This window comes from Gordonia sp. LMA167 (genome assembly GCF_058130025.1).
Genome location: NZ_CM176708.1, coordinates 4,528,170 through 4,546,241 on the forward strand (window position 1 = coordinate 4,528,170; position 18,072 = coordinate 4,546,241).

19 protein-coding genes and 1 tRNA gene are annotated in these 18,072 nt (G+C 67.5%); all 20 read right to left on the bottom strand.

All coding sequences use genetic code 11. The features are described from left to right. Positions 1 to 25: 25 nt before the first annotated feature. Positions 26 to 775: a hypothetical protein gene (locus tag ACVT6V_RS20600; protein ID WP_489895972.1), complete on the bottom strand. Its 750-nt coding sequence runs from the start codon at positions 773 to 775 to the stop codon at positions 26 to 28. 95 nt (positions 776 to 870) lie between these two features. Then, positions 871 to 1,239 carry a HepT-like ribonuclease domain-containing protein gene (locus ACVT6V_RS20605; protein WP_489895973.1) on the bottom strand — a complete coding sequence of 123 codons (369 nt, stop codon included), beginning with the start codon at positions 1,237 to 1,239 and terminating at the stop codon, positions 871 to 873. Next, positions 1,239 to 1,694 carry a helix-turn-helix domain-containing protein gene (locus ACVT6V_RS20610; RefSeq protein WP_489895974.1) on the bottom strand — a complete coding sequence of 152 codons (456 nt, stop codon included), beginning with the start codon at positions 1,692 to 1,694 and terminating at the stop codon, positions 1,239 to 1,241. Before ACVT6V_RS20610 ends, ACVT6V_RS20605 begins: the two co-directional genes overlap by 1 nt. A 115-nt stretch (positions 1,695 to 1,809) precedes the next feature. Beyond that, positions 1,810 to 1,883, bottom strand: a tRNA-Pro gene (locus ACVT6V_RS20615). 164 nt (positions 1,884 to 2,047) lie between these two features. Beyond that, positions 2,048 to 2,311 (bottom strand): GlsB/YeaQ/YmgE family stress response membrane protein, encoded by a 264-nt coding sequence (locus tag ACVT6V_RS20620; protein ID WP_489895975.1) that lies wholly within the window; start codon positions 2,309 to 2,311, stop codon positions 2,048 to 2,050. A gap of 42 nt (positions 2,312 to 2,353) precedes the next feature. Then, positions 2,354 to 3,796: a ribosome biogenesis GTPase Der gene (der, locus tag ACVT6V_RS20625; RefSeq protein WP_489895976.1), complete on the bottom strand. Its 1,443-nt coding sequence runs from the start codon at positions 3,794 to 3,796 to the stop codon at positions 2,354 to 2,356. After that, entirely contained in the window at positions 3,793 to 4,521 is a 729-nt protein-coding gene (gene cmk, locus ACVT6V_RS20630) for a (d)CMP kinase (protein ID WP_489895977.1), read from the bottom strand. The genes der and cmk overlap by 4 nt, the downstream gene beginning before the upstream one ends. Next, positions 4,518 to 5,549 carry a pseudouridine synthase gene (locus ACVT6V_RS20635; protein WP_489895978.1) on the bottom strand — a complete coding sequence of 344 codons (1,032 nt, stop codon included), beginning with the start codon at positions 5,547 to 5,549 and terminating at the stop codon, positions 4,518 to 4,520. Before ACVT6V_RS20635 ends, cmk begins: the two co-directional genes overlap by 4 nt. Positions 5,550 to 5,553: 4 nt before the next feature. After that, positions 5,554 to 6,312, bottom strand: coding sequence for an SMC-Scp complex subunit ScpB (gene scpB / locus ACVT6V_RS20640; RefSeq protein ID WP_489895979.1), 759 nt, complete (start codon positions 6,310 to 6,312; stop codon positions 5,554 to 5,556). After that, on the bottom strand, positions 6,309 to 7,208 hold the full coding sequence (locus ACVT6V_RS20645; protein WP_489895980.1) for a segregation and condensation protein A: 900 nt from the start codon (positions 7,206 to 7,208) through the stop codon (positions 6,309 to 6,311). Before ACVT6V_RS20645 ends, scpB begins: the two co-directional genes overlap by 4 nt. Further along, positions 7,205 to 8,146 (bottom strand): ParA family protein, encoded by a 942-nt coding sequence (locus ACVT6V_RS20650; RefSeq protein ID WP_489895981.1) that lies wholly within the window; start codon positions 8,144 to 8,146, stop codon positions 7,205 to 7,207. Before ACVT6V_RS20650 ends, ACVT6V_RS20645 begins: the two co-directional genes overlap by 4 nt. 145 nt (positions 8,147 to 8,291) lie before the next feature. Beyond that, on the bottom strand, positions 8,292 to 9,233 hold the full coding sequence (gene xerD / locus ACVT6V_RS20655) for a site-specific tyrosine recombinase XerD (protein ID WP_489895982.1): 942 nt from the start codon (positions 9,231 to 9,233) through the stop codon (positions 8,292 to 8,294). Then, complete coding sequence (locus tag ACVT6V_RS20660) at positions 9,230 to 9,901, bottom strand: NUDIX domain-containing protein (protein ID WP_489895983.1); 672 nt, start codon at positions 9,899 to 9,901, stop codon at positions 9,230 to 9,232. The genes xerD and ACVT6V_RS20660 overlap by 4 nt, the downstream gene beginning before the upstream one ends. Continuing rightward, complete coding sequence (gene pyrG / locus ACVT6V_RS20665) at positions 9,898 to 11,640, bottom strand: CTP synthase (protein WP_489895984.1); 1,743 nt, start codon at positions 11,638 to 11,640, stop codon at positions 9,898 to 9,900. Before pyrG ends, ACVT6V_RS20660 begins: the two co-directional genes overlap by 4 nt. Before the next feature lie 119 nt (positions 11,641 to 11,759). Then, entirely contained in the window at positions 11,760 to 12,689 is a 930-nt protein-coding gene (locus tag ACVT6V_RS20670) for a copper transporter (RefSeq protein WP_489895985.1), read from the bottom strand. Between the two features lie 3 nt (positions 12,690 to 12,692). Continuing rightward, a complete protein-coding gene (gene steA / locus ACVT6V_RS20675) occupies positions 12,693 to 13,880 on the bottom strand; it encodes a putative cytokinetic ring protein SteA (protein ID WP_489895986.1) in 1,188 nt (395 codons plus the stop codon). A gap of 108 nt (positions 13,881 to 13,988) precedes the next feature. Continuing rightward, the gene (gene recN, locus ACVT6V_RS20680) at positions 13,989 to 15,755 is read right to left on the bottom strand and encodes a DNA repair protein RecN (RefSeq protein ID WP_489895987.1); all 1,767 of its coding nucleotides are present in this window, start codon (positions 15,753 to 15,755) and stop codon (positions 13,989 to 13,991) included. Between the two features lies 1 nt (position 15,756). Further along, positions 15,757 to 16,764, bottom strand: a complete 1,008-nt coding sequence (locus ACVT6V_RS20685; RefSeq protein ID WP_489895988.1) for an NAD kinase — start codon at positions 16,762 to 16,764, stop codon at positions 15,757 to 15,759. 17 nt (positions 16,765 to 16,781) lie between these two features. Further along, positions 16,782 to 17,732: a TlyA family RNA methyltransferase gene (locus ACVT6V_RS20690; protein ID WP_489895989.1), complete on the bottom strand. Its 951-nt coding sequence runs from the start codon at positions 17,730 to 17,732 to the stop codon at positions 16,782 to 16,784. Between the two features lie 11 nt (positions 17,733 to 17,743). Further along, the gene (locus ACVT6V_RS20695; protein ID WP_489895990.1) at positions 17,744 to 18,061 is read right to left on the bottom strand and encodes a hypothetical protein; all 318 of its coding nucleotides are present in this window, start codon (positions 18,059 to 18,061) and stop codon (positions 17,744 to 17,746) included. Positions 18,062 to 18,072 lie beyond the last annotated feature (11 nt).

Below are 18,072 nucleotides of genomic sequence, written 5' to 3' on the forward strand. Positions count from 1 at the left end.
CCACGGCGGCAGACCACCGTCGGCGTCACCATTTCGTATGCGTCAGTAGTTCGATGGGCACCACGAAGGCGATACCGACGTCGAACGGCTCGACTCCCCACTCGCGGAGGGCGCCAACAGCGAGTGACGCAGCCTCCGCGCGCATGCTCGATGACAACGTGCCCAGCAAGGTCACTCGGCCATCGACCGGTTCCGACACGCACCAGCGGCCCACTTCGGGTGGTGGCGATGCCGAGACGACAGACAGGGTACGAGCGTCCCACGCCCTCGTACCCAACAGGACGGACGGGCCTCCGACGCGCGGATACGGCCCGGCACCGACCACGACGACATCACCACGACCTTGGGCCTCGTCCGCTGCCCGGGCGAGTAGCTGCTCAACCGCAGCCCAGGATGGGTCACCACCGTTCACATCCCGCAGCGCCGGCGCCACCTCCATGAACAACGCCGAACCCAGGGTCGACCCATAGTCGCGCACGCGAACGGTATTTCGCACGGCCACAACCGAACTGACCGGATCATACGTCGCGGTCTCGCGGCACAGGCCGGCATCGTACGAGTCGGTTGAGATCGCACCCGTGCACGACAGATCGGTGTACTCGCCGAACGCCGCGGTATCGGCGACCCGCCACAACGACGGCTCGTCGCCTTGCCACATGCGCAGACATCCACCCAGCCCGACGCCCAAGGCAACCGGGACTGCTCGTGATGACTCGAAACCCAACGTGCGTTCGAACATGTGCCCCTCCGATCCGTGTTCAACGGATTCGATCATTCCCCGGAATCGACGCGATGCGATGAATCCATCCACAGGGGCACACCGAGATGGTGCATGCGGTCTCGCGTGTGGCTCGCCGAGCCGGCGGGTGATCACGGGCCGAGTACGTCGTCCTCGATGTATCGGCGCAGCGCTTCGGCATCCACCAGGGCCGTCCACACCTGGTGGTAGTCGAGGTTTCGATACCGGTGCGCGACGATGATTCGGATGCCCACGATCAGACTCCAGGGCTGTCCGTCGAACTCGTCACGGAACTCCTGCGGTAGATGAGCCGCGGTGTCCCCGATGCGGCCGAGTACCGCCTCGGCGATTCGCTGCTGACGCCATTCCGACAGCAGCATCGACTTACCGTCGGCCACCAGTTGCTCTGCCTCGCGGCAGTATTCGATGAGGTCGTCGAGTCGGTCGAGGATCCGCTCCCCGTAGCGCTCCACGATGGTGCGACGGTTCCCTGCCCCCATCAGAGCGGCACGGCATCCGCAAGCACACGCCGGGAGAACCGATTGCCGGTGAGCGCGCCGTCGCTCACCACGTCCACATCGATCCCGAGGAGTTCACGCAGTTCCGCGACGAGAATCCCCACCTCGCCGATATGGGTGTCAGGCAGAAAGCTCACGAGCAGATCGAGGTCGCCGTCGCCGGTGTCCGCCCCCCGCGCAACCGAACCGAAAACCCGCACGTTCGAGCCGCGGTGAACGGCCACCAGGTCGAGGATCTCGTCGCGATGCCGGTCGAGAAGGATCGACGGGCGCACTTTCGTCGCCGCCTCCACACGGGCGGCGACCTCGGGGGTGATCGTTCGCCGCCCACGTTCATAGGCGGAGATGTGCGGCTGGGCGATACCGCTCACAGCCGCCAACTGCGCCTGCGTCATCCCCGCACGCCGACGGAGACGACTGATGTCCGCACCCTCCATATCCGCACCATATACCAGAATTGGTATCTGCTCCGTGGTTGGCGTGGGAGACAGAATCGATAGGCGCCCACAACAACAAAAGTCCCGGAACCTCGGGGTTCCGGGACCAGTTCTGTCGGGCTGACAGGATTTGAACCTGCGACCACTTGACCCCCAGTCAAGTGCGCTACCAAACTGCGCCACAGCCCGTTGCCCCTCGAAAAGGGGCGCTGATGACATTAGCCGACGAGCACCACTTCTATCCAATCGCCTGGTCAGGCGCCTCTTGGATGCCCGCCCAACGCATCTACAACGCCTGTGGCCAGATACACGTCGCGCGGCGCTTGTATCTGGCCACAGGCATTGTGAACGGATCAGTTCGCCGTGGAACGGCTCTTGAAGTACATCCAGCCGGCGGTGATCAGGATCGCGCCCACGATCGAGCCGATGATGCCACTGGCCCGAAAGTTCAGACCGTCACCCGAGAGCAGGCTGATGAGTAGGCCGCCGACGAACGAACCGATGAGTCCCGCGACAATCGCCAGCCCCCAGTCGATCCCCTTGGCTCCCCTACCGAGGATGAGTTGCGCACCCGCGCCGATCAGCATTCCGAACAGGATGATTCCGATGATGAGCACGAGTGGCAGTATCGCACGGCCGGCGGCCTCCGCCGCGGAAGGTCACCGTTTGCGGCGCTGCTCCCGTTTGTCGCGGACGCGGACGTTGACCCGCACCGGCGAGCCGTCGAAATTGAACTCCTCGCGGAGTCGACGCTCGAGGAAACGACGGTAGCCTGCCTCGAGGAAGCCGGTGGTGAACAACACGAACGTGGGCGGTCGTGTCGCGGCCTGCGTGGCGAACATGACCCTCGGCTGCCGCCCACCACGCAGCGGCGGTGGTGTCGCGGCGATGACCTCTTTGAGCCAGTTGTTGAGCCGGCCGGTGCCGATCCGTTTGTCCCACGACTCCAACGCGCCGTCGAGCGCCGGGACCAGCTTCTGCACGGAACGTCCGGTACTCGCCGAGATGTTCACCCGGCGCGCCCACGGGACACGCGCGAGCTCCCGGTCGATCTCCTTGTCGAGCTGATAACGCCGGTCCTCGTCGACCAGGTCCCACTTGTTGAAGGCGATGACGAGCGCCCGCCCGCTGTCCACCACCATCGACAGCACCCGCAGATCCTGCTCGGTGATCGGCTCGGACGCATCGATCAGCAGGATCGCGACCTCGGCCGCGTCCAGCGCCGCCCGGGTCCGCAACGAGGCGTAGTACTCATGTCCGCTGGCCGTGCGCACCTTCCGGCGCAAGCCGGCGGTGTCCACGAACTGCCAGGTCTCGCCGCCGATCTCGATGAGTTCGTCGACCGGGTCGACGGTGGTTCCGGCCACGTTGTCGACGACGGAGCGTTCCGAGCCGGCGAGCTTGTTCAGCAAGGAGCTCTTGCCGACATTCGGTTTCCCGACCAACGCGACCCGACGAGGCCCGCCGAGCGACGGCGCCTCGCGTGGCGTCTCCGGCAGCACCTCGAGGATCACGTCGAGCAGGTCACCCGCCCCACGTCCGTGCGCCGCCGACACCGGGTACGGCTCACCGAGTCCCAGCGACCACAGGGAAGCGACGTCGGCTTCCGCCCGCTCGCTGTCGATCTTGTTGGCCACCAGGATGACCGGAGTCTTCGACCGGCGCAGCACCCGGGCAACGGCCTCGTCGGTCGTGGTGGCGCCGACGGTCCCGTCGACCACCAGAACGATCGCGTCCGCGGTCCGCATGGCGAGTTCGGCCTGGTTCGCGACGGCCTGCTGCAGCCCCTTGGCGTCGGGTTCCCATCCGCCGGTGTCGACGACCGTGAATCGCCTGCCCGACCAGCTCGCGGCATAGGAGACACGGTCTCGCGTCACCCCGGGAATGTCCTCGACGACGGCCTCGCGACGGCCGAGGATCCGGTTGACCAACGTCGACTTGCCGACGTTGGGCCGTCCCACGATGGCGACGACGGGTACCGGCGTGGCATCGATCGGTTGGCCGTCGACGTCGAAATCGGTGAGCTGCCAATCGGCTTCGTCCGACCATGTCCCGTCGCCGGGAAGGGCGAGCTCCTCCCCCACTCCACTGTGTTCGGTCACGACTGCACTCCGATCCGGTCGCGGACCAGGCCATCGAGGGTGTCGACGACCTGGTCGAGGGTCAGGTCACTGGTGTCGACGATGACGGCGTCGCCGGCGGGACGCAGCGGCGACACCGTCCGCGTCGAGTCGAGGTGGTCGCGACGGTTCACGCTCTGCAGAACCTCGTCGTAGTCACTCGGCCGCCCGGCGGCCAGGTTCTGCCTGTGCCTGCGGGTTGCGCGGGCCTCCGGGGTCGCCGTGAGGAACACCTTGAGGTCGGCGTCGGGGAACACGACGGTCCCGATGTCACGACCCTCGACGACGACAAACGAGCCCTGCGCCTCGCGGCGTTGCACCGCAACGAGTTTGGTGCGGACGGCGGGAACGGCCGAGACCGCGGAGACCGCGTTGGTCACCGCGTCGGTCCGGATGGCGACTGACACGTCGACGTCGTCGAGGTAGCTGGTGCAGCCGTCGACCCCGATGTCGAGCCGGATGTCGGCACGTCCGACCACCTCCGCGATCGACGGGGTGTCCTGCAGCGACACACCGGCATTCAGCACGGCGAGCGTTGCCGCCCGATACATGGCGCCGGTGTCGAGGAACCGAGCGCCGACCCGATCGGCGAGCACCTTGGACACCGTCGACTTGCCGGTACCTGCTGGGCCGTCGATGGCGATCACGCGGGTGGTCGACGAATCGCCTTCGCCCACAAATCCTGTGCGTGCAGCGTCTTCGCTCACAAGCCGACCGCCTTGTACAGCGCGCCGATCTCGTCGCGACCCAGCACCCGGAGGCTGCCGGGCCGTTGCTCGCCCAGTGCGACCACACCGACATGCGTCCGCACCAGAGCGGTCACCGGAAAGCCGACCTCTTCCATCATGCGACGCACGATCCGGTTCCGGCCTTCATGGAGCGTGATGCGCACCAGCGACTGTCCGTCATGGACTTCGACCGGGCTGAAGGAATCAACCGTGACCGGCCCGTCCTCGAGTTCGACACCGGACTTCAGCACACGTCCCAGCGACCGCGGCACCTCACCCTTCAGCGTGGCCAGATAGGTCTTCGGTACCTCATAGGAGGGATGCATCAACCGGTGAGCGAGCTCACCATCGTTGGTCAGCAGCAACAGGCCCTCGGTGTCGGCATCGAGGCGACCCACATGGAACAGTCGCTGCCCGGCCATGACACGTTCGGCGACGATGTCGCCGACACAGGGCCGCCCCTGATCGTCGGACATGGTCGACTGCCAGCCCCTGGGTTTGTTGAGGGCCAGGTACTGCTTGTCCTCGTCAATGATCACTCGGGCCCCGTCCACGCGGATGACCGCGGTGTCCGGATTGATGCGCATGCCCTGTTCGGTGACGATCTCACCGTCCACCTCGACGCGACCGGCCGCGATGAGCTCCTCCGCACCACGCCGTGACGCCACCCCGGCGGCGGCCAGCACCTTCTGCAGGCGCACGCCGTCGGCGACGTAGGTGGCACCCGACTCGGCGGACTCGGAATCGGAGTGCTGGTGGCGGGCCGGCTTGGCATTGTTGAGCCGGACCTTGCCCGAGCGGACATCGGGTTTCGACGAGCCCTTCCGATGGGTCTTCTTCGTCGAACCGCCGGTGACCTGCGGGTTTCGTTTGCCCGCGCCCTTCGGCGCAGCGCGGTTGGACCCGGTCGTCTTTCCCCCGGTCTTCGGTGTGTTCTTGCGGGTCCCCTGTGCGCGCGCCGGCTTCTTGCGCGGGCCCGGTGTGCCGTCTCGGCTAGCGGATGCCATGTCATCAGTCCTGATCGTCTGTGTCCGGGGTGGGCGCCGACGTGTCGTCGGCCGCCGCTCCGGACGAAATGTTCTCTGACGAGTCTGACCGGTGAGCACCGAGTTTGGCGAATCGCGGGTCGAGCGACATCTCCTCGTGGAGGTCGTCGATGACGTCGACGTCCGGTAAGAGCGGCGCCAGATCGGGCAATTCGGTCAGTGAGGCGAGGCCGAGACGCTCGAGAAACATCTCGGTGGTGCCGTAGGTGGTGGCGGTGGTCTGAGGGTCGGTCCCGACCTCGTTGATGAGACCGCGGGCGACCAACGTCCGGATCACACCGTCGACGTTGACCCCGCGAATGGCACTGACACGCGCCCTGGTCACCGGTTGCCGGTAGGCGATCACAGCGAGGGTTTCCAGCGCGGCACGGGTGAGTTTGGATCGGGCGCCGTCGAGCAGCAACCGCTCGACGTACGGGGCGTACTCGGCTCGGGAGTAGTAGCGCCAGCCATCGCCCGCGAACCGCAGGTCGATACCGCTGTTCGCGGCGGTGAGTTCGTCGGCCATCCGGTTGAGCATCGTGCGGACCCGAACCACGTCCTGCTCGACCGCGGTCGCGAGCTCGTCGCTGGTCACCGGGGTATCGACCACCAAGAGCACCGCCTCGAGCGCCGATCGGAGTCGGGCGTCGTCGATGGTGAGCTCGTCGTCGATGTCCAGGGCGGACTGCCCACCCCCGGTCTGGTCGCCCACGTCCGCGACGGCGCCGCCGTCCTCGGTCATCCGTACTCCTCCGCTTTGTCCATGGCCAGGTCGTCCACCGAACGGTCGCCGGTCCAGCTGACCCGCAGATCACCCAGCGCCTCCGGCTGTTCGAACGCGACCGCCTGCTCTCGGTACAGCTCCAACAGTCCCAGAAAGCTGCCCACCAGCTCGAGCCCGCTCTCACAATCGGCCACCAACTGGTGGAAGGTCAGCCAGGAACCCGGGCTGGCGGTCAGCAACTCGGCCATCCGTCGGGCCTGCGCGGGCACCGACACGCTGTGCACGTCGTGAAGGTGATCCAGGCCGACCGTGGGCGTCGGCCGGGGCGTCAGCGCGGTCGCCGCGACCTGCGCAAATCCTGCCGCATCCACGCCAAGCGTCACTTCGGGAAGAAGCTCCTCGAATTGCTTCTCCAACGAGACCGCACGCGGATAGCGCTGTAGCGCAGCCGCTTCCAGCTCTCCGAACAATGCCGCCACCTGTTTGTAGGCGCGATACTGCAGGAGGCGGGCGAACAGCAGATCGCGCGCCTCGAGCAGTGCGAGGTCCTCGGGGTCGTCGACCTCCCCCGACGGCAGCAGGCGCGCCGCCTTCAAGTCGAGCAGGGTGGCCGCGACCACCAGGAACTCGGTGGTCTGCTCCAGTCCCATCTCCGGTCCGAGTTCGCGCGTGTAAGCGATGAAATCATCGGTGACCTCGTGCAGTGCCACCTCGGTGACGTCCAACCGATGCCTGCTGATCAGGTCGAGCAGCAGGTCGAACGGTCCTTCGAAATTGCGCAGCCGAACCTGGAAGCCGACGGGCTTGTCCTCCGAGGATCCGGCGTCGGACGCCGACTCGGCCTCGGCTCTCACCGCAGGAGGCGGCCCCGAGTCGAGCACCAGGTCGTCACCGCCGGCGGCGCGGTCGGTCATGCCGAGGGTGCATCGCGGGCGATGACCTCGCGGGCCAGCGCCCGGTAGGCCTTCGCACCCGCGGACTTCGGCGCCCAGGAAGTGATCGGTTCGCCGGCGACACTCGTCTCCGGGAATCGGACGGTACGGCTGATCACCGTGTCGTAGACCGCGTCCCCGAACACCTCGACCACCCGTTGCATCACCTCACGGGAATGCAATGTGCGGGCGTCGAACATCGTGACGAGGATGCCACCGAGCGACAGCCGCGGGTTCAGTCGGTCGCGGACCTTGTCGATGGTGTCGGTGAGCAGCGCCAGTCCACGGAGGCTGAAGTACTCGCATTCCATCGGGATCACAACGGTGTCCGCGCAGGCCAGCGCATTCACGGTCAGCAGGCCCAACGATGGCTGGCAGTCGATCAGCACGAAGTCATAGCGGTCGATGACCGGATGCAGGGCGCGGGCCAGCGACTGTTCCCGGCCCACCTCCGTGACGAGCTGGATCTCGGCGGCCGAGAGATCGATGTTGCTGGGCAGCAGGTCCAGTCCGTCGACGCGCGTGCGCATCAGTACGTCATCGGTCGACGCCTGCGGCGGAACCAGCAGGTTGTAGACGGTCTGGTCCAACTCGTGATGCGGAACGCCCAGTCCCGCCGACAACGCACCCTGGGGATCGAGGTCGACGAGCAGCACCCGCCGCCCACACTCGGCCAGCGCCGCACCCAGGTTGATGGTCGACGTCGTCTTGCCGACGCCACCTTTCTGATTACAGACCGCGACGACCGTGGCCGGGCCATGCCGATCGAGCGGCCGGGGTTCAGGGATATCGCGGTACGGACGGCCGGTGGGGCCGATCTCGTTCTCGTGCTCGGTGTCCTCGTCCGCGTCATGTGACGTCGAGACCGGGATCCGGTACTGCGCGTCGGCGGCAGACCGCGGTGCCCCCGGGGTGCTCACGTGTCCGCCGCTCCTCTCCGTCGTGTGAATCGTCGACCGATGCTGATGATCCCGACCGCGAAACGCTGGTCCCAGCCTAGTGGGTCCGATGCCCGAAGCTGCGGAGCATCGCCGACACGCCGCGGCCGGACGTCCGCCGTCATGATCACCGGGCGCGCGGATGCGCCGTGGAATAGACCTCGCGCATGGTGTTGACCGTCACCAACGTGTACACCTGCGTGGTCGTCACCGATGCGTGGCCCAGCAGTTCCTGCACCACGCGCACATCCGCGCCCCCGTCGAGCAGGTGGGTGGCGAAGCTGTGACGCAGGGTGTGCGGCGACACCTTCTTGTCGAGCCCGGCGCGCTGCGCCGCATCGACCAGCACCTGCCAAGCGCTCTGCCGCGACAGTCGGCCGCCGCGGGCGTTGAGGAACAGGGCAGGAACGGCGCGATGGACGAGTGCCGGGCGACCGCGTACCAGGTACGCCTCGAGTGCGTCGATCGCCGGACCGCCCACGGGGACGACCCGTTCCTTCCCGCCCTTACCGCGCAAGCGCACCGCGCGGGTGTCGGTGTCGATGTCGTCGACATCGAGCGCGATCGCCTCCGAGATGCGCGCGCCACAGCTGTAGAGCAGCTCGAGCAGCGCCCGATCTCGCAGGGCACGGGGATGATCGGCGGTGCCGGCGGACTCGAGGATCGCGAGCACCTCGTCGACCGGCAGCGACTTCGGGAGTCTCCGCGCCGGCCGTGGCGGACTGACTGCCCGTGCGACGTCGACCCCGACGATCCCCTCGGCCGCGGCGAACTTGTGAAAACCTCTGACCGCCACCAGAGTTCGCGCGATCGAGCTGTCGGCGAGCGGCGAGACGTCGGCGTCGGGATCACCGCGGCGAAGTTCGACGAGGAACTCCCGCACGTCCTCCTCGGTCACCTCGCGAAGGTCATCGATGCCGCGGGTGACCAGATAATGCTCATATCGGTCGAGGTCTCGTCGGTACGAGCTGACCGTGTTGACGGCGGCGCCGCGCTCGACCGTGAGGTGATCGAGGTATCGCGTCACCTGCTCCGCCGGGCTCTCGGCGGACACGGCGTGGCCGGTCATCGGTGCGAGCGGCGGGCGCGCAGCGCCGTCGGCTCGTCGGTCCAGGTCGCGGTCACCGCACGCAGGTCGGAGCCGCGGGCGTCGGCCGCCGCGACCGCGAGGATCCCGGCGACGCTCGTGGCGTTCACGATCTCACCGGCGAGAACCCGGCCGACCGCGTCGTCGAGCGCAAGCCACTCGACCGACATGTCGGCCTCCTCGTCGTGGCGTTCGGCCGCATCGAGCGACCGGAGTCCTTCGGCGAGATAGAGCCGCAACGCCTCGTCGGTGAATCCCGGGGACAGCGCGAGGTCCACCAGGACGTGCCAGCGATCGGCGGCGAGGTCCACCTCTTCGGCCAGCTCGCGTTGCGCAGCGACCAGAGGCCTCTCATCGGGCCCGGCGTCGAGCAACCCGGCCGGCAACTCGAGCAGCCGGCGACCGATCGGATGGCGATATTGCCGCACCATCGCGATCCTGCCGCCCTCGTCGCGCGCGACGACCGCGACCGCACCGAAATGCTCGACGACCTCACGCTCGGCGACCCGGCCGCTCGGCATCTCGACCTCGTCGACACGCAGAGTCAGGATCGCGCCGTCGTAGACGGTTGTGGTGGAGCGGACCGCGAAGTCGTGGCGTCCGGTCTGGGTGTGACCGTCGGATTCCCGGTCGGGTTCCGGTCCGCTCAAGCGCCACGTTCCTCGTCGTCGATCGCGTCCTCGCCGTCGGGAAGATGCCGCTCGTAGTCACCGAGATCGACGGGAAGTCGCTCGGCGGCTTTGTACTTCAGCGCCGCCTCGATCAACGCACGGAACAGCGGGTGTGGGCGCGTCGGCCGGCTCTTCAGTTCCGGATGGGCCTGGGTGGCGACCAGGAACGGATGCACCGACGTCGGATACTCGACGAACTCGACGAGGTGTCCGTCCGGCGATGTGCCCGAGAAGACCAGACCGGAGGCCGCGATCTTGTCGCGGTAGGCGTTGTTGACCTCGAAGCGGTGACGGTGGCGTTCGGACACGTCGGTCGTCCCGTAGGCCGCCGCGACGACGCTGCCGCGTTCCAGCGTGGCCGGGTAGGCGCCGAGCCGCATGGTGCCGCCCAGGTCGGCCTCTCCGGCGACCACCTCCGTCTGGTCGGCCATCGTCGAGATCACCGGATAGGGGGTGTCCGGGTCGAACTCGGTGGAGCTCGCATCGTCGAGACCGGCGGCACGGGCCGCCTCGATCACGACGCATTGCAGACCGAGACACAGTCCGAGCAGCGGGATACCCCGCTTGCGTGCGTACGCGATCGCACCGACCTTGCCCTCGATCCCGCGGATGCCGAAGCCTCCGGGAATCAGAACCGCATGCGCATCGGCGAGTGCTGCCTGAGCGCCCTCGAGGGTCGAGCATTCGTCCGACGGGACCCACTTGATCTCGGTGCGCGCCTTCCAGGCGAAACCGCCGGCCCGGATCGCCTCGGTGACCGACAGATAGGCGTCCGGCAGGTCGACGTACTTACCGACGAGCGCCACCGTCACCGTCTCGCGGGGATCGTGCACCCGCTTGAGCAGCTCGCCCCACTCGGTCCAGTCGACATCACGGAACGGCAGGCCGAGCTTGCGCACCACGTACGCGTCGAGTTGCTCGCGGTGCAGGACTTTCGGGATGTCGTAGATCGACGGTGCGTCCGGGGTGGAGATGACGCCCTCGAGCTCGACATCGCACATGAGCGCGATCTTGTTCTTCAGGCCCTCCGGGACATCACGATCGCACCGCAGGATCAGTGCGTCCGGTTGGATGCCGACGTTGCGCAGCGCCGCCACCGAGTGTTGGGTCGGTTTCGTCTTCAGCTCGCCCGACGGCGCCAGGTACGGGACCAAGGACACGTGCAGGAAGAACACATTGTCCCGGCCGACGTCGTGGCGGATCTGGCGTGCGGCCTCGATGAACGGCTGCGACTCGATGTCACCGACGGTGCCGCCGATCTCGGTGATGACCACATCGGGGGCCTCACCGTCGGAACCCGGCTCGCGCATGGCCAGCACCCGGGACTTCAGTTCGTCGGTGATGTGCGGGATCACCTGGACCGTCTCCCCGAGATACTCGCCTCGACGCTCCTTGGCGATCACCGACGAATACACCTGCCCGGTGGTCACATTCGCCGACTGGGAGAGATTGCGGTCCAGAAACCGCTCGTAGTGTCCGACGTCGAGGTCGGTTTCGGCACCGTCCTCGGTGACGAAAACCTCGCCGTGCTGGAACGGATTCATGGTGCCCGGATCCACATTCAGATACGGGTCGAGCTTCTGCATCGTGACCCGGAGGCCGCGCGAGGTGAGAAGCTGGCCGAGGCTCGATGCCGTCAATCCCTTGCCCAGGGACGACGCAACACCGCCCGTCACAAAGATGTGTTTGGTGTCGTGCACGTGGCGAAGTGGTCGCAATGCGTCTCCCGTCGGCCGAAACAGGCCAAAAACCCTGATTACCTACGGGACTACAGGGTAACACCTCCCGCGCCGTTCGACCGCCGCCACACCGCCACCCTCGGCGCCGGCCGCCCGGATCAGGTGGCCGGTTCGGCGCCGACGGTGATCGCACGTGCGCCGGGACCCGTGCCATAGGCGGCGGTCTTGCCGTCGGCCTCCTGCGCCAGCGCCAGCACGGTCGTGATCAGCCCCGTCTGCTGATCCACGTTGTCGACGGTGGACACGGCGTTGCCGAGCGAGGGATCCGAGCGCACCACCGCGATCGGCGAGCCGCCGGTCGCCGAGCCGGCCCGCCCCACGAGCACGCCACCCTGTGCGCGGGCGGCCAGGGCGCCGGCCATCCGTGCCATCAGCTGACCCTGGGCGCCGGAGTCGTCGCCGAGCGCATCCCCGGTGACCACGACCACGAGATCTGCCGTCGACAGGGCGTTGTCGGCAGCATTGATGAAGCCACCCTCACGCAGTGCCTGGAGGCCGAGTCGCACATCGCCGGCAGAGGCGGCCGACCGCCCGTCGGGATGCAACAGCAGCGCACCGAGGAGGTCACCGACCCGTCCACCGGAATCGGTCAGCTCCGCACGGAGCGTGGCACCGGGCGGGATGGTCTGATCGACGATCGTGCGCAGCTGTTCCGCATTCTGGTCGCGGACCAGGTCGTCGGTCATCCCGATCTGTCCGGCGAACCGGGCGCCGGCGGCCGAGATCGACTCCTTGACGGCATCGACGTCGGCGTCGGCGGCATTGGGGGCAGTGACCACCAGCACCGATTGGCCCTTCAATGTGCCGGCGATCAGCCGTGGCGCGACCGCTGCACCGAAACTGTTGGCAGCGTTCAGCTGCGCGTTGAGCTGGTCGCGCTGGGACTCGAGGTCGCCGATCCGATCGCGGGAGGTCCCGGTGATCGAGTTGACGCGTTCACCCACGAAGCCCGAGCCCAGGAAGAGACCCACCGCCAGGGCCAGGAAGACCGCGACGAGTGAGATCGCATGTTGCCGAAGCGAGATCATCTACTACCTGTTCCACACACCCTGGGCCCACTCGACCGCCTGGTGGTATTGCGCCCGAGCCCAGTCGATGACGTCGGGGCCCATGTTGGACAGCAGGACGGCCGCGATCACTGCGATCAGAGCCGCGAGGATGACGCACGCGATCGCCGCCCCGGACACGCGACTGCGGTACAGCGTGGCGACCGCCTTGGCGTCCACCAGTTTCGGCCCGACCTTCAGTCGGGTGAGGAAGGTCGACGGGTTGCTCTCCCGGCGTGACCGGTCGAAGAAGTCGTCGAGCGTGCCGCCGTATCCGACGGTCACGATGAGGTCGGCACCGTGATAGTCGGTGAGCAGCAGCGCCAGATCGGCGGCCGAGCCGGCGGCGGGAAAGGTGGTCGCGCCGATCCCGAGGTCCTGGATGCGGGCCAGCCCAGTGGCATGCCCGTCGGTGTCGGCCGGAAGTACCAGTTGCGCCCCTGATTTGAGCGTCGCCGTCTTCATCTCCTCGGGGTCGCCGACGATGAGCGCGGGCTTGTGACCGGCCTTCATGAGGGTGTCCGCGCCTGCTCCGACACCGACCAGCACCGGCGAGTACTCCTTGATGAACGGTTTGAGGGCCCGCAGATCGGTCGCCCGGTCCGGTCCGTCGGCGACGATCACCACGTGACGTCCGGCGAGGTCGACATCGATGTCGGGTACACCGACTCCGTCGATGAGCAACGGGGATTCACTGCGGATGAACTCGATCGTGTTGCCGGAGAAGGCTTCCAGATGATCGACGAGGCCGGTCTTGGCCTCGATCATCATGTCCGCTATGTCGCGCTCCTCGAGCTCGGTGCCGAGCGCGAGCCGACGTTCGCCGACGTAGAGCCGGTTGTTGTCGATGCGAAGCTTGGCACCGTCCTTCACCCGCTTGAAGACCTCGTCCCCGACGTTGTCGAGCAGGACGATGCCTGACGCGACGAGGACCTCCGGCCCGAGGTTGGGGTATCGGCCGGAGATCGACTGCGACGCGTTGACCACGGCGACGACGTTGGCCTGCACCAGCGCATCGGCGGTCACCCGGTCGAGGTCGATCTCGTCGAGGATCGCGATGTCCCCCGGACCGACGCGATCCAGCAGACGCCGAGTGTTCTTGTCTATCCTGGCTATTCCGGTGACGCCAGGGAGTTCATTCGTCGTGCGGGCGAGCAGGGCAGGCATCTTCATGACGCCCATGATTGACGCGCGGAGTCCTCAACGCGCGGAGGCGCGCCGTAACAACTGCAACTTTTGTCACATCAGTAACAACGTCGGTGCGAGACGCACCACCGGGTTCTACGTCCGCTCGGCTTCTGCGGTCGCGAGCAGCTCCTCGGCGTGGGCCCGACCGGTGTCCGAGTCCCCGAGTCCGGCCAGCATTCGCGCGAGTTCCGCCACGCGTTCGTCGCGGTCGAGGGTACGAACGGTGCTGGTGTGCGGGCGGTTCTTGGTGGCGGCTGCGCTCTTCCCGATCACGAGGTGGTTGTCGGCGAATGCCGCGACCTGTGGCAGGTGGGTCACGACGATCACCTGGTGTGCGCGCGCCAGCCGCGCCAGGCGCCTGCCGATCTCGACCGCGGCCCGTCCGCCGACGCCGGCATCGACCTCGTCGAACACCATCACCGATCCGCTCGTCGGGGCGGCCAGAACGACCTCCATGGCCAACATCACGCGGGACAGCTCACCGCCGGAGGCGGAGCGCGCAATCGGCAGCGGCGTCGCACCCTTGTGCGCCACCAGAGCGAACTCGACCCGATCCGCGCCGCTCGCGCCGGAATGCGCCCGGCCATCCTCCAGGTCGATGGCCAGCCGGTCGTCGTCGGCGGCCGGATCGAGCCCGACGTCGACAGCCAACGCGGCGTCGCCCATCGCGAGGCCGGCGAGTTCGGCCGAGACCTTGGTCGCCATCGACTTCGCCGCGCTGCGGCGTCGTTTGCGGAGTTTTGTTGCCGCGTCGACCACCTTCGCCTGAGCGGCGGCCGCGGCGTTCTCCAACTCGGTCACCGATCGCTGCGGATCGTCGATCTCGGCCAATCGGACCTCGGCCGCCTGGCGCCAGGCGATGACACCGTCGATGTCGGGGGCATACTTGCGGACCAGTGCCTTGAGTTCGGCCTGCCGGTTGAGCAGCTTGTCGAGTTCCTCGGCATCGGCCGGGAGGTCGCCGAGGAACGAGGTCAGTTCCTCCCCGACGTCGGTGATGACCGTCAGCGCCTCGGCCACCCTGGGCAGCAGTTCCCGCAGGGTCTCGTCGCTCGTCGTCTCCAGCGTGCTGCGTACCTGTCCGAGTCCGTCGATGACCGAGCCGTCGTCTCCGGCGATGATCTGGTGAGACTGCGCACCGGCGGCACGGATGCTCTCCAGGTCGGTCAGCCTTCGGATCGTCGCCGCGAGGTCGGAGTCCTCGCCGGGCTGCGGATCGACCGCGGCGATCTCATCGACGCCGAACCGGAGCCGATCGGCTTCCTGCGCGAGTTCCCGATGGTTGGTCCGCCTCGCGTCGAGTTCATCGAGCAGCGCGATCCATTCGTCGCGTGCCTTCCGGTAGGCATCGACCGCGGTCGCCACCGACCCGCCGGCGAATGCGTCGAGCGCGGCCCGTTGGTGTTCGGGTTTGATCAGGCGAAGCTGATCGTTCTGTCCGTGCACGGTCAACAGGTGGTTGGTCAATCGGCCCATGACCCCGACCGGGACGGAACGTCCGCCGAGGTGCGCACGGGATCGGCCATCCGAACTGACCGAGCGCACCGCGATCACCGTGCCGTCGTCGTCGACGTCGGCGCCCGCCGATTCCAGAATCTCGGCGATGACCGGGTCGGCGTGCGCGTCGTCGGGCGACCCACCGTGATCGACGAGCCGGAAACGACCCTCGACGGTCGCCTTCGCGTCACCGGACCGCACACGCGTCGCATCGGCCCGGGCACCCGACAACAGGTGCAGGCTGGTGACGATCATGGTCTTTCCCGCGCCGGTCTCACCCGTCAGAGCGGTGAAACCGGGATGGAACTGCGCGGATGCCTGCGCGATGACACCCAGGCCCTCGATGGACAGTTCTTCCAGCACGTCAGACCTGCCTCCCCCGCCAACCCGTCACGGGTAGATCGAACTTGGTCACCAACCGGTCGGTGAAGGGCTCCGAATCGATCCGGACCCACAGCACCGATCGTTCACTGCGGACGACTTCGACGCGGGCCCCCGCGGACACGTCGAACTTGCGGCGTCCGTCACAGAGCGCCACACCCGGCCGACCGCGTCGATCCACCTCGACCGCCACCCGCGAGGCCGGACTGGTGACCAATGGCCGGGCGAACAGCGCGTGGGCGTTGCTCGGCACCACCAGAATCGCCTCGAGGTCCGGCCACATCACCGGCCCGCCCGCAGAGAACGCGTAAGCCGTCGATCCGGTGGGCGTGGCCACCAGCACGCCGTCGGCACCGAACGCGGACACGGGCCTCCCATCGACCTCGGTGACGAGTTCGAGAACTCCGCTGTTGGTGCGGTTGAGTATCGCCACCTCGTTCAGCGCCCAGCTGCGCAGCACCGGATCGCCCGGCCGAGCCGGATCGATCACCGTGACGTCCAGCGTCATCCGGGGCTCCACCCGATAGTCGCCGGCGATCAGCTGTTGCATGACCGAATCGAGCCGGTTGGCCTCGGCCTCGGCGAGAAAGCCGATGTGTCCCATGTTGATACCGAGAACTGGAACCTCTGCCGGGTACGCGAGCTCGGCAGCGCGCAGGAAGGTACCGTCGCCACCGAGAACGATGACCACCTCACAGCCCTCGGCCGAGGCCGGCACCGGTGAGGCCACTTCGACGGCAGCGCCGATACTGCGCAGGTGGTCCGGATCGACCGGATGGCCGGCCGACCTCGTCGGACCGTGTGACGACCCCGCATCGAGCGCGGACTCGTGCGCCTTCGTGTCGTAGTCGACGACGCGCAGCTTCACCCCGGCCGCCGCACAATGGCGCGCGATGGCATCCATTGTCTTCGTGACGATCTCACGTCCGGTGTGGGCGACCACGAGAAACTCCCGATGGCCTGCCGGATCGGCGACAGCATCGTTGGCCACTATGGTCCCTTCGTCTGTCAGCGAGGCCCGTTCTCGACGGCCCGTGTGATCATCTCGATCAGCGCCGGGTCATCGGATGTCCCCGAGACGGTGGCGGCATCATCGACACCACCCGTCGTGTCCGTTCGATGTTCGACCCTATCCGGCCTCGACGTCTCCTCGTCGGGCCGGTCGGCGTCGGCGGACGCCGACGGATCGTTCGTGGTCACGCTGACCACGCGTTCCTTGCGCAGCCACAGGAAGTATTCGACGTTGCCCGACGGGCCGGGAAGCGGACTCGCGACCACCCCGCGGGTCTCGAGGCCGAGCCGTTTGGCCGCGCGGGCGACGCCGAGCACGGCGTCGACGCGTTGTCGAGGGTCGCGGACCACACCCCCCGAGCCGACGCGGTCCTTGCCGACCTCGAACTGCGGTTTGACCATCGGAAGCAGATCACCTCCGACCCGCACACATCGGGCCAGCGCGGGCAGCACCAGCGCCAATGAGATGAATGAGAGGTCCGCTACGACCAGATCGACCTCACCTCCGATGGCATCGGGAGCGAGATGCCGAACATTGGTACGGTCGTGCACGCTCACCCGTGGGTCGTTCTGGAGGCGCCACACCAGTTGTCCGTACCCGACGTCGACGGCGACCACCTCGGTGGCCGCGCGCTTGAGTAGAACGTCGGTGAATCCTCCGGTCGAGGCGCCGGCATCCAGGCAACGCCGTCCGCCCACACTCAGCCCTGCCGGCTCGAACTCCTCCAGCGCCCCGAGCAGCTTGTGGGCGCCCCGCGACGCCCAGTTCTCCCCCAGATCGTCCACGACGACGATCGGCGTGTCGCGGGCCACGTTCGTCGCCGGTTTCGCCGCCACGACTCCGTTGATCTTGACGTGTCCGTCGGCGATGAGTGTGCGGGCCTGTTCACGGGATCGGGCCAGGCCACGACGGACGAGTTCGGCATCGAGTCGTGCTCGCGGGGCCACCTCTCAGCCCTTCACCGTGGATCGACGTCTTCCAAGGCGCTCGTCAACACCTCATGGGCACGCTCGAGGAGTTCGGTCTGACGTGCCAGCGACCCCAGGTCGAACTCGTCGCCGGCCGATCGCCGCACCTCGTCGACCTGCCCGAGCAGTTCGGACACCGCATCGCCGACCGTCGCGGGGTCGATGTCGGCCCCGGGAATCCGCTGGGCGTCATCCGACCCCGCCGATCCCGTCGCGCGCGGCATCAGATGCGGGCCCGGACGCGGTGGGCCCGGGACCGGTCTCGTGGATGCCGGCATGTTCTGGTCTGGGCGGCCCGATTCGGTCATGGTGCCACCAA

Coding starts and splice junctions, on each gene's coding strand:
- ACVT6V_RS20695 (WP_489895990.1), bottom strand. CDS start 18,061: ATGACCGAATCGGGCCGCCCAGACCAGAACATGCCGGCATCCACGAGA.
- xerD (WP_489895982.1), bottom strand. CDS start 9,233: ATGACCGGCCACGCCGTGTCCGCCGAGAGCCCGGCGGAGCAGGTGACG.
- ACVT6V_RS20645 (WP_489895980.1), bottom strand. CDS start 7,208: ATGACCGACCGCGCCGCCGGCGGTGACGACCTGGTGCTCGACTCGGGG.
- ACVT6V_RS20610 (WP_489895974.1), bottom strand. CDS start 1,694: ATGGAGGGTGCGGACATCAGTCGTCTCCGTCGGCGTGCGGGGATGACG.
- scpB (WP_489895979.1), bottom strand. CDS start 6,312: ATGACCGAGGACGGCGGCGCCGTCGCGGACGTGGGCGACCAGACCGGG.
- ACVT6V_RS20600 (WP_489895972.1), bottom strand. CDS start 775: ATGATCGAATCCGTTGAACACGGATCGGAGGGGCACATGTTCGAACGC.
- ACVT6V_RS20635 (WP_489895978.1), bottom strand. CDS start 5,549: ATGGCATCCGCTAGCCGAGACGGCACACCGGGCCCGCGCAAGAAGCCG.
- ACVT6V_RS20605 (WP_489895973.1), bottom strand. CDS start 1,239: ATGGGGGCAGGGAACCGTCGCACCATCGTGGAGCGCTACGGGGAGCGG.
- steA (WP_489895986.1), bottom strand. CDS start 13,880: ATGAAGATGCCTGCCCTGCTCGCCCGCACGACGAATGAACTCCCTGGC.
- ACVT6V_RS20670 (WP_489895985.1), bottom strand. CDS start 12,689: ATGATCTCGCTTCGGCAACATGCGATCTCACTCGTCGCGGTCTTCCTG.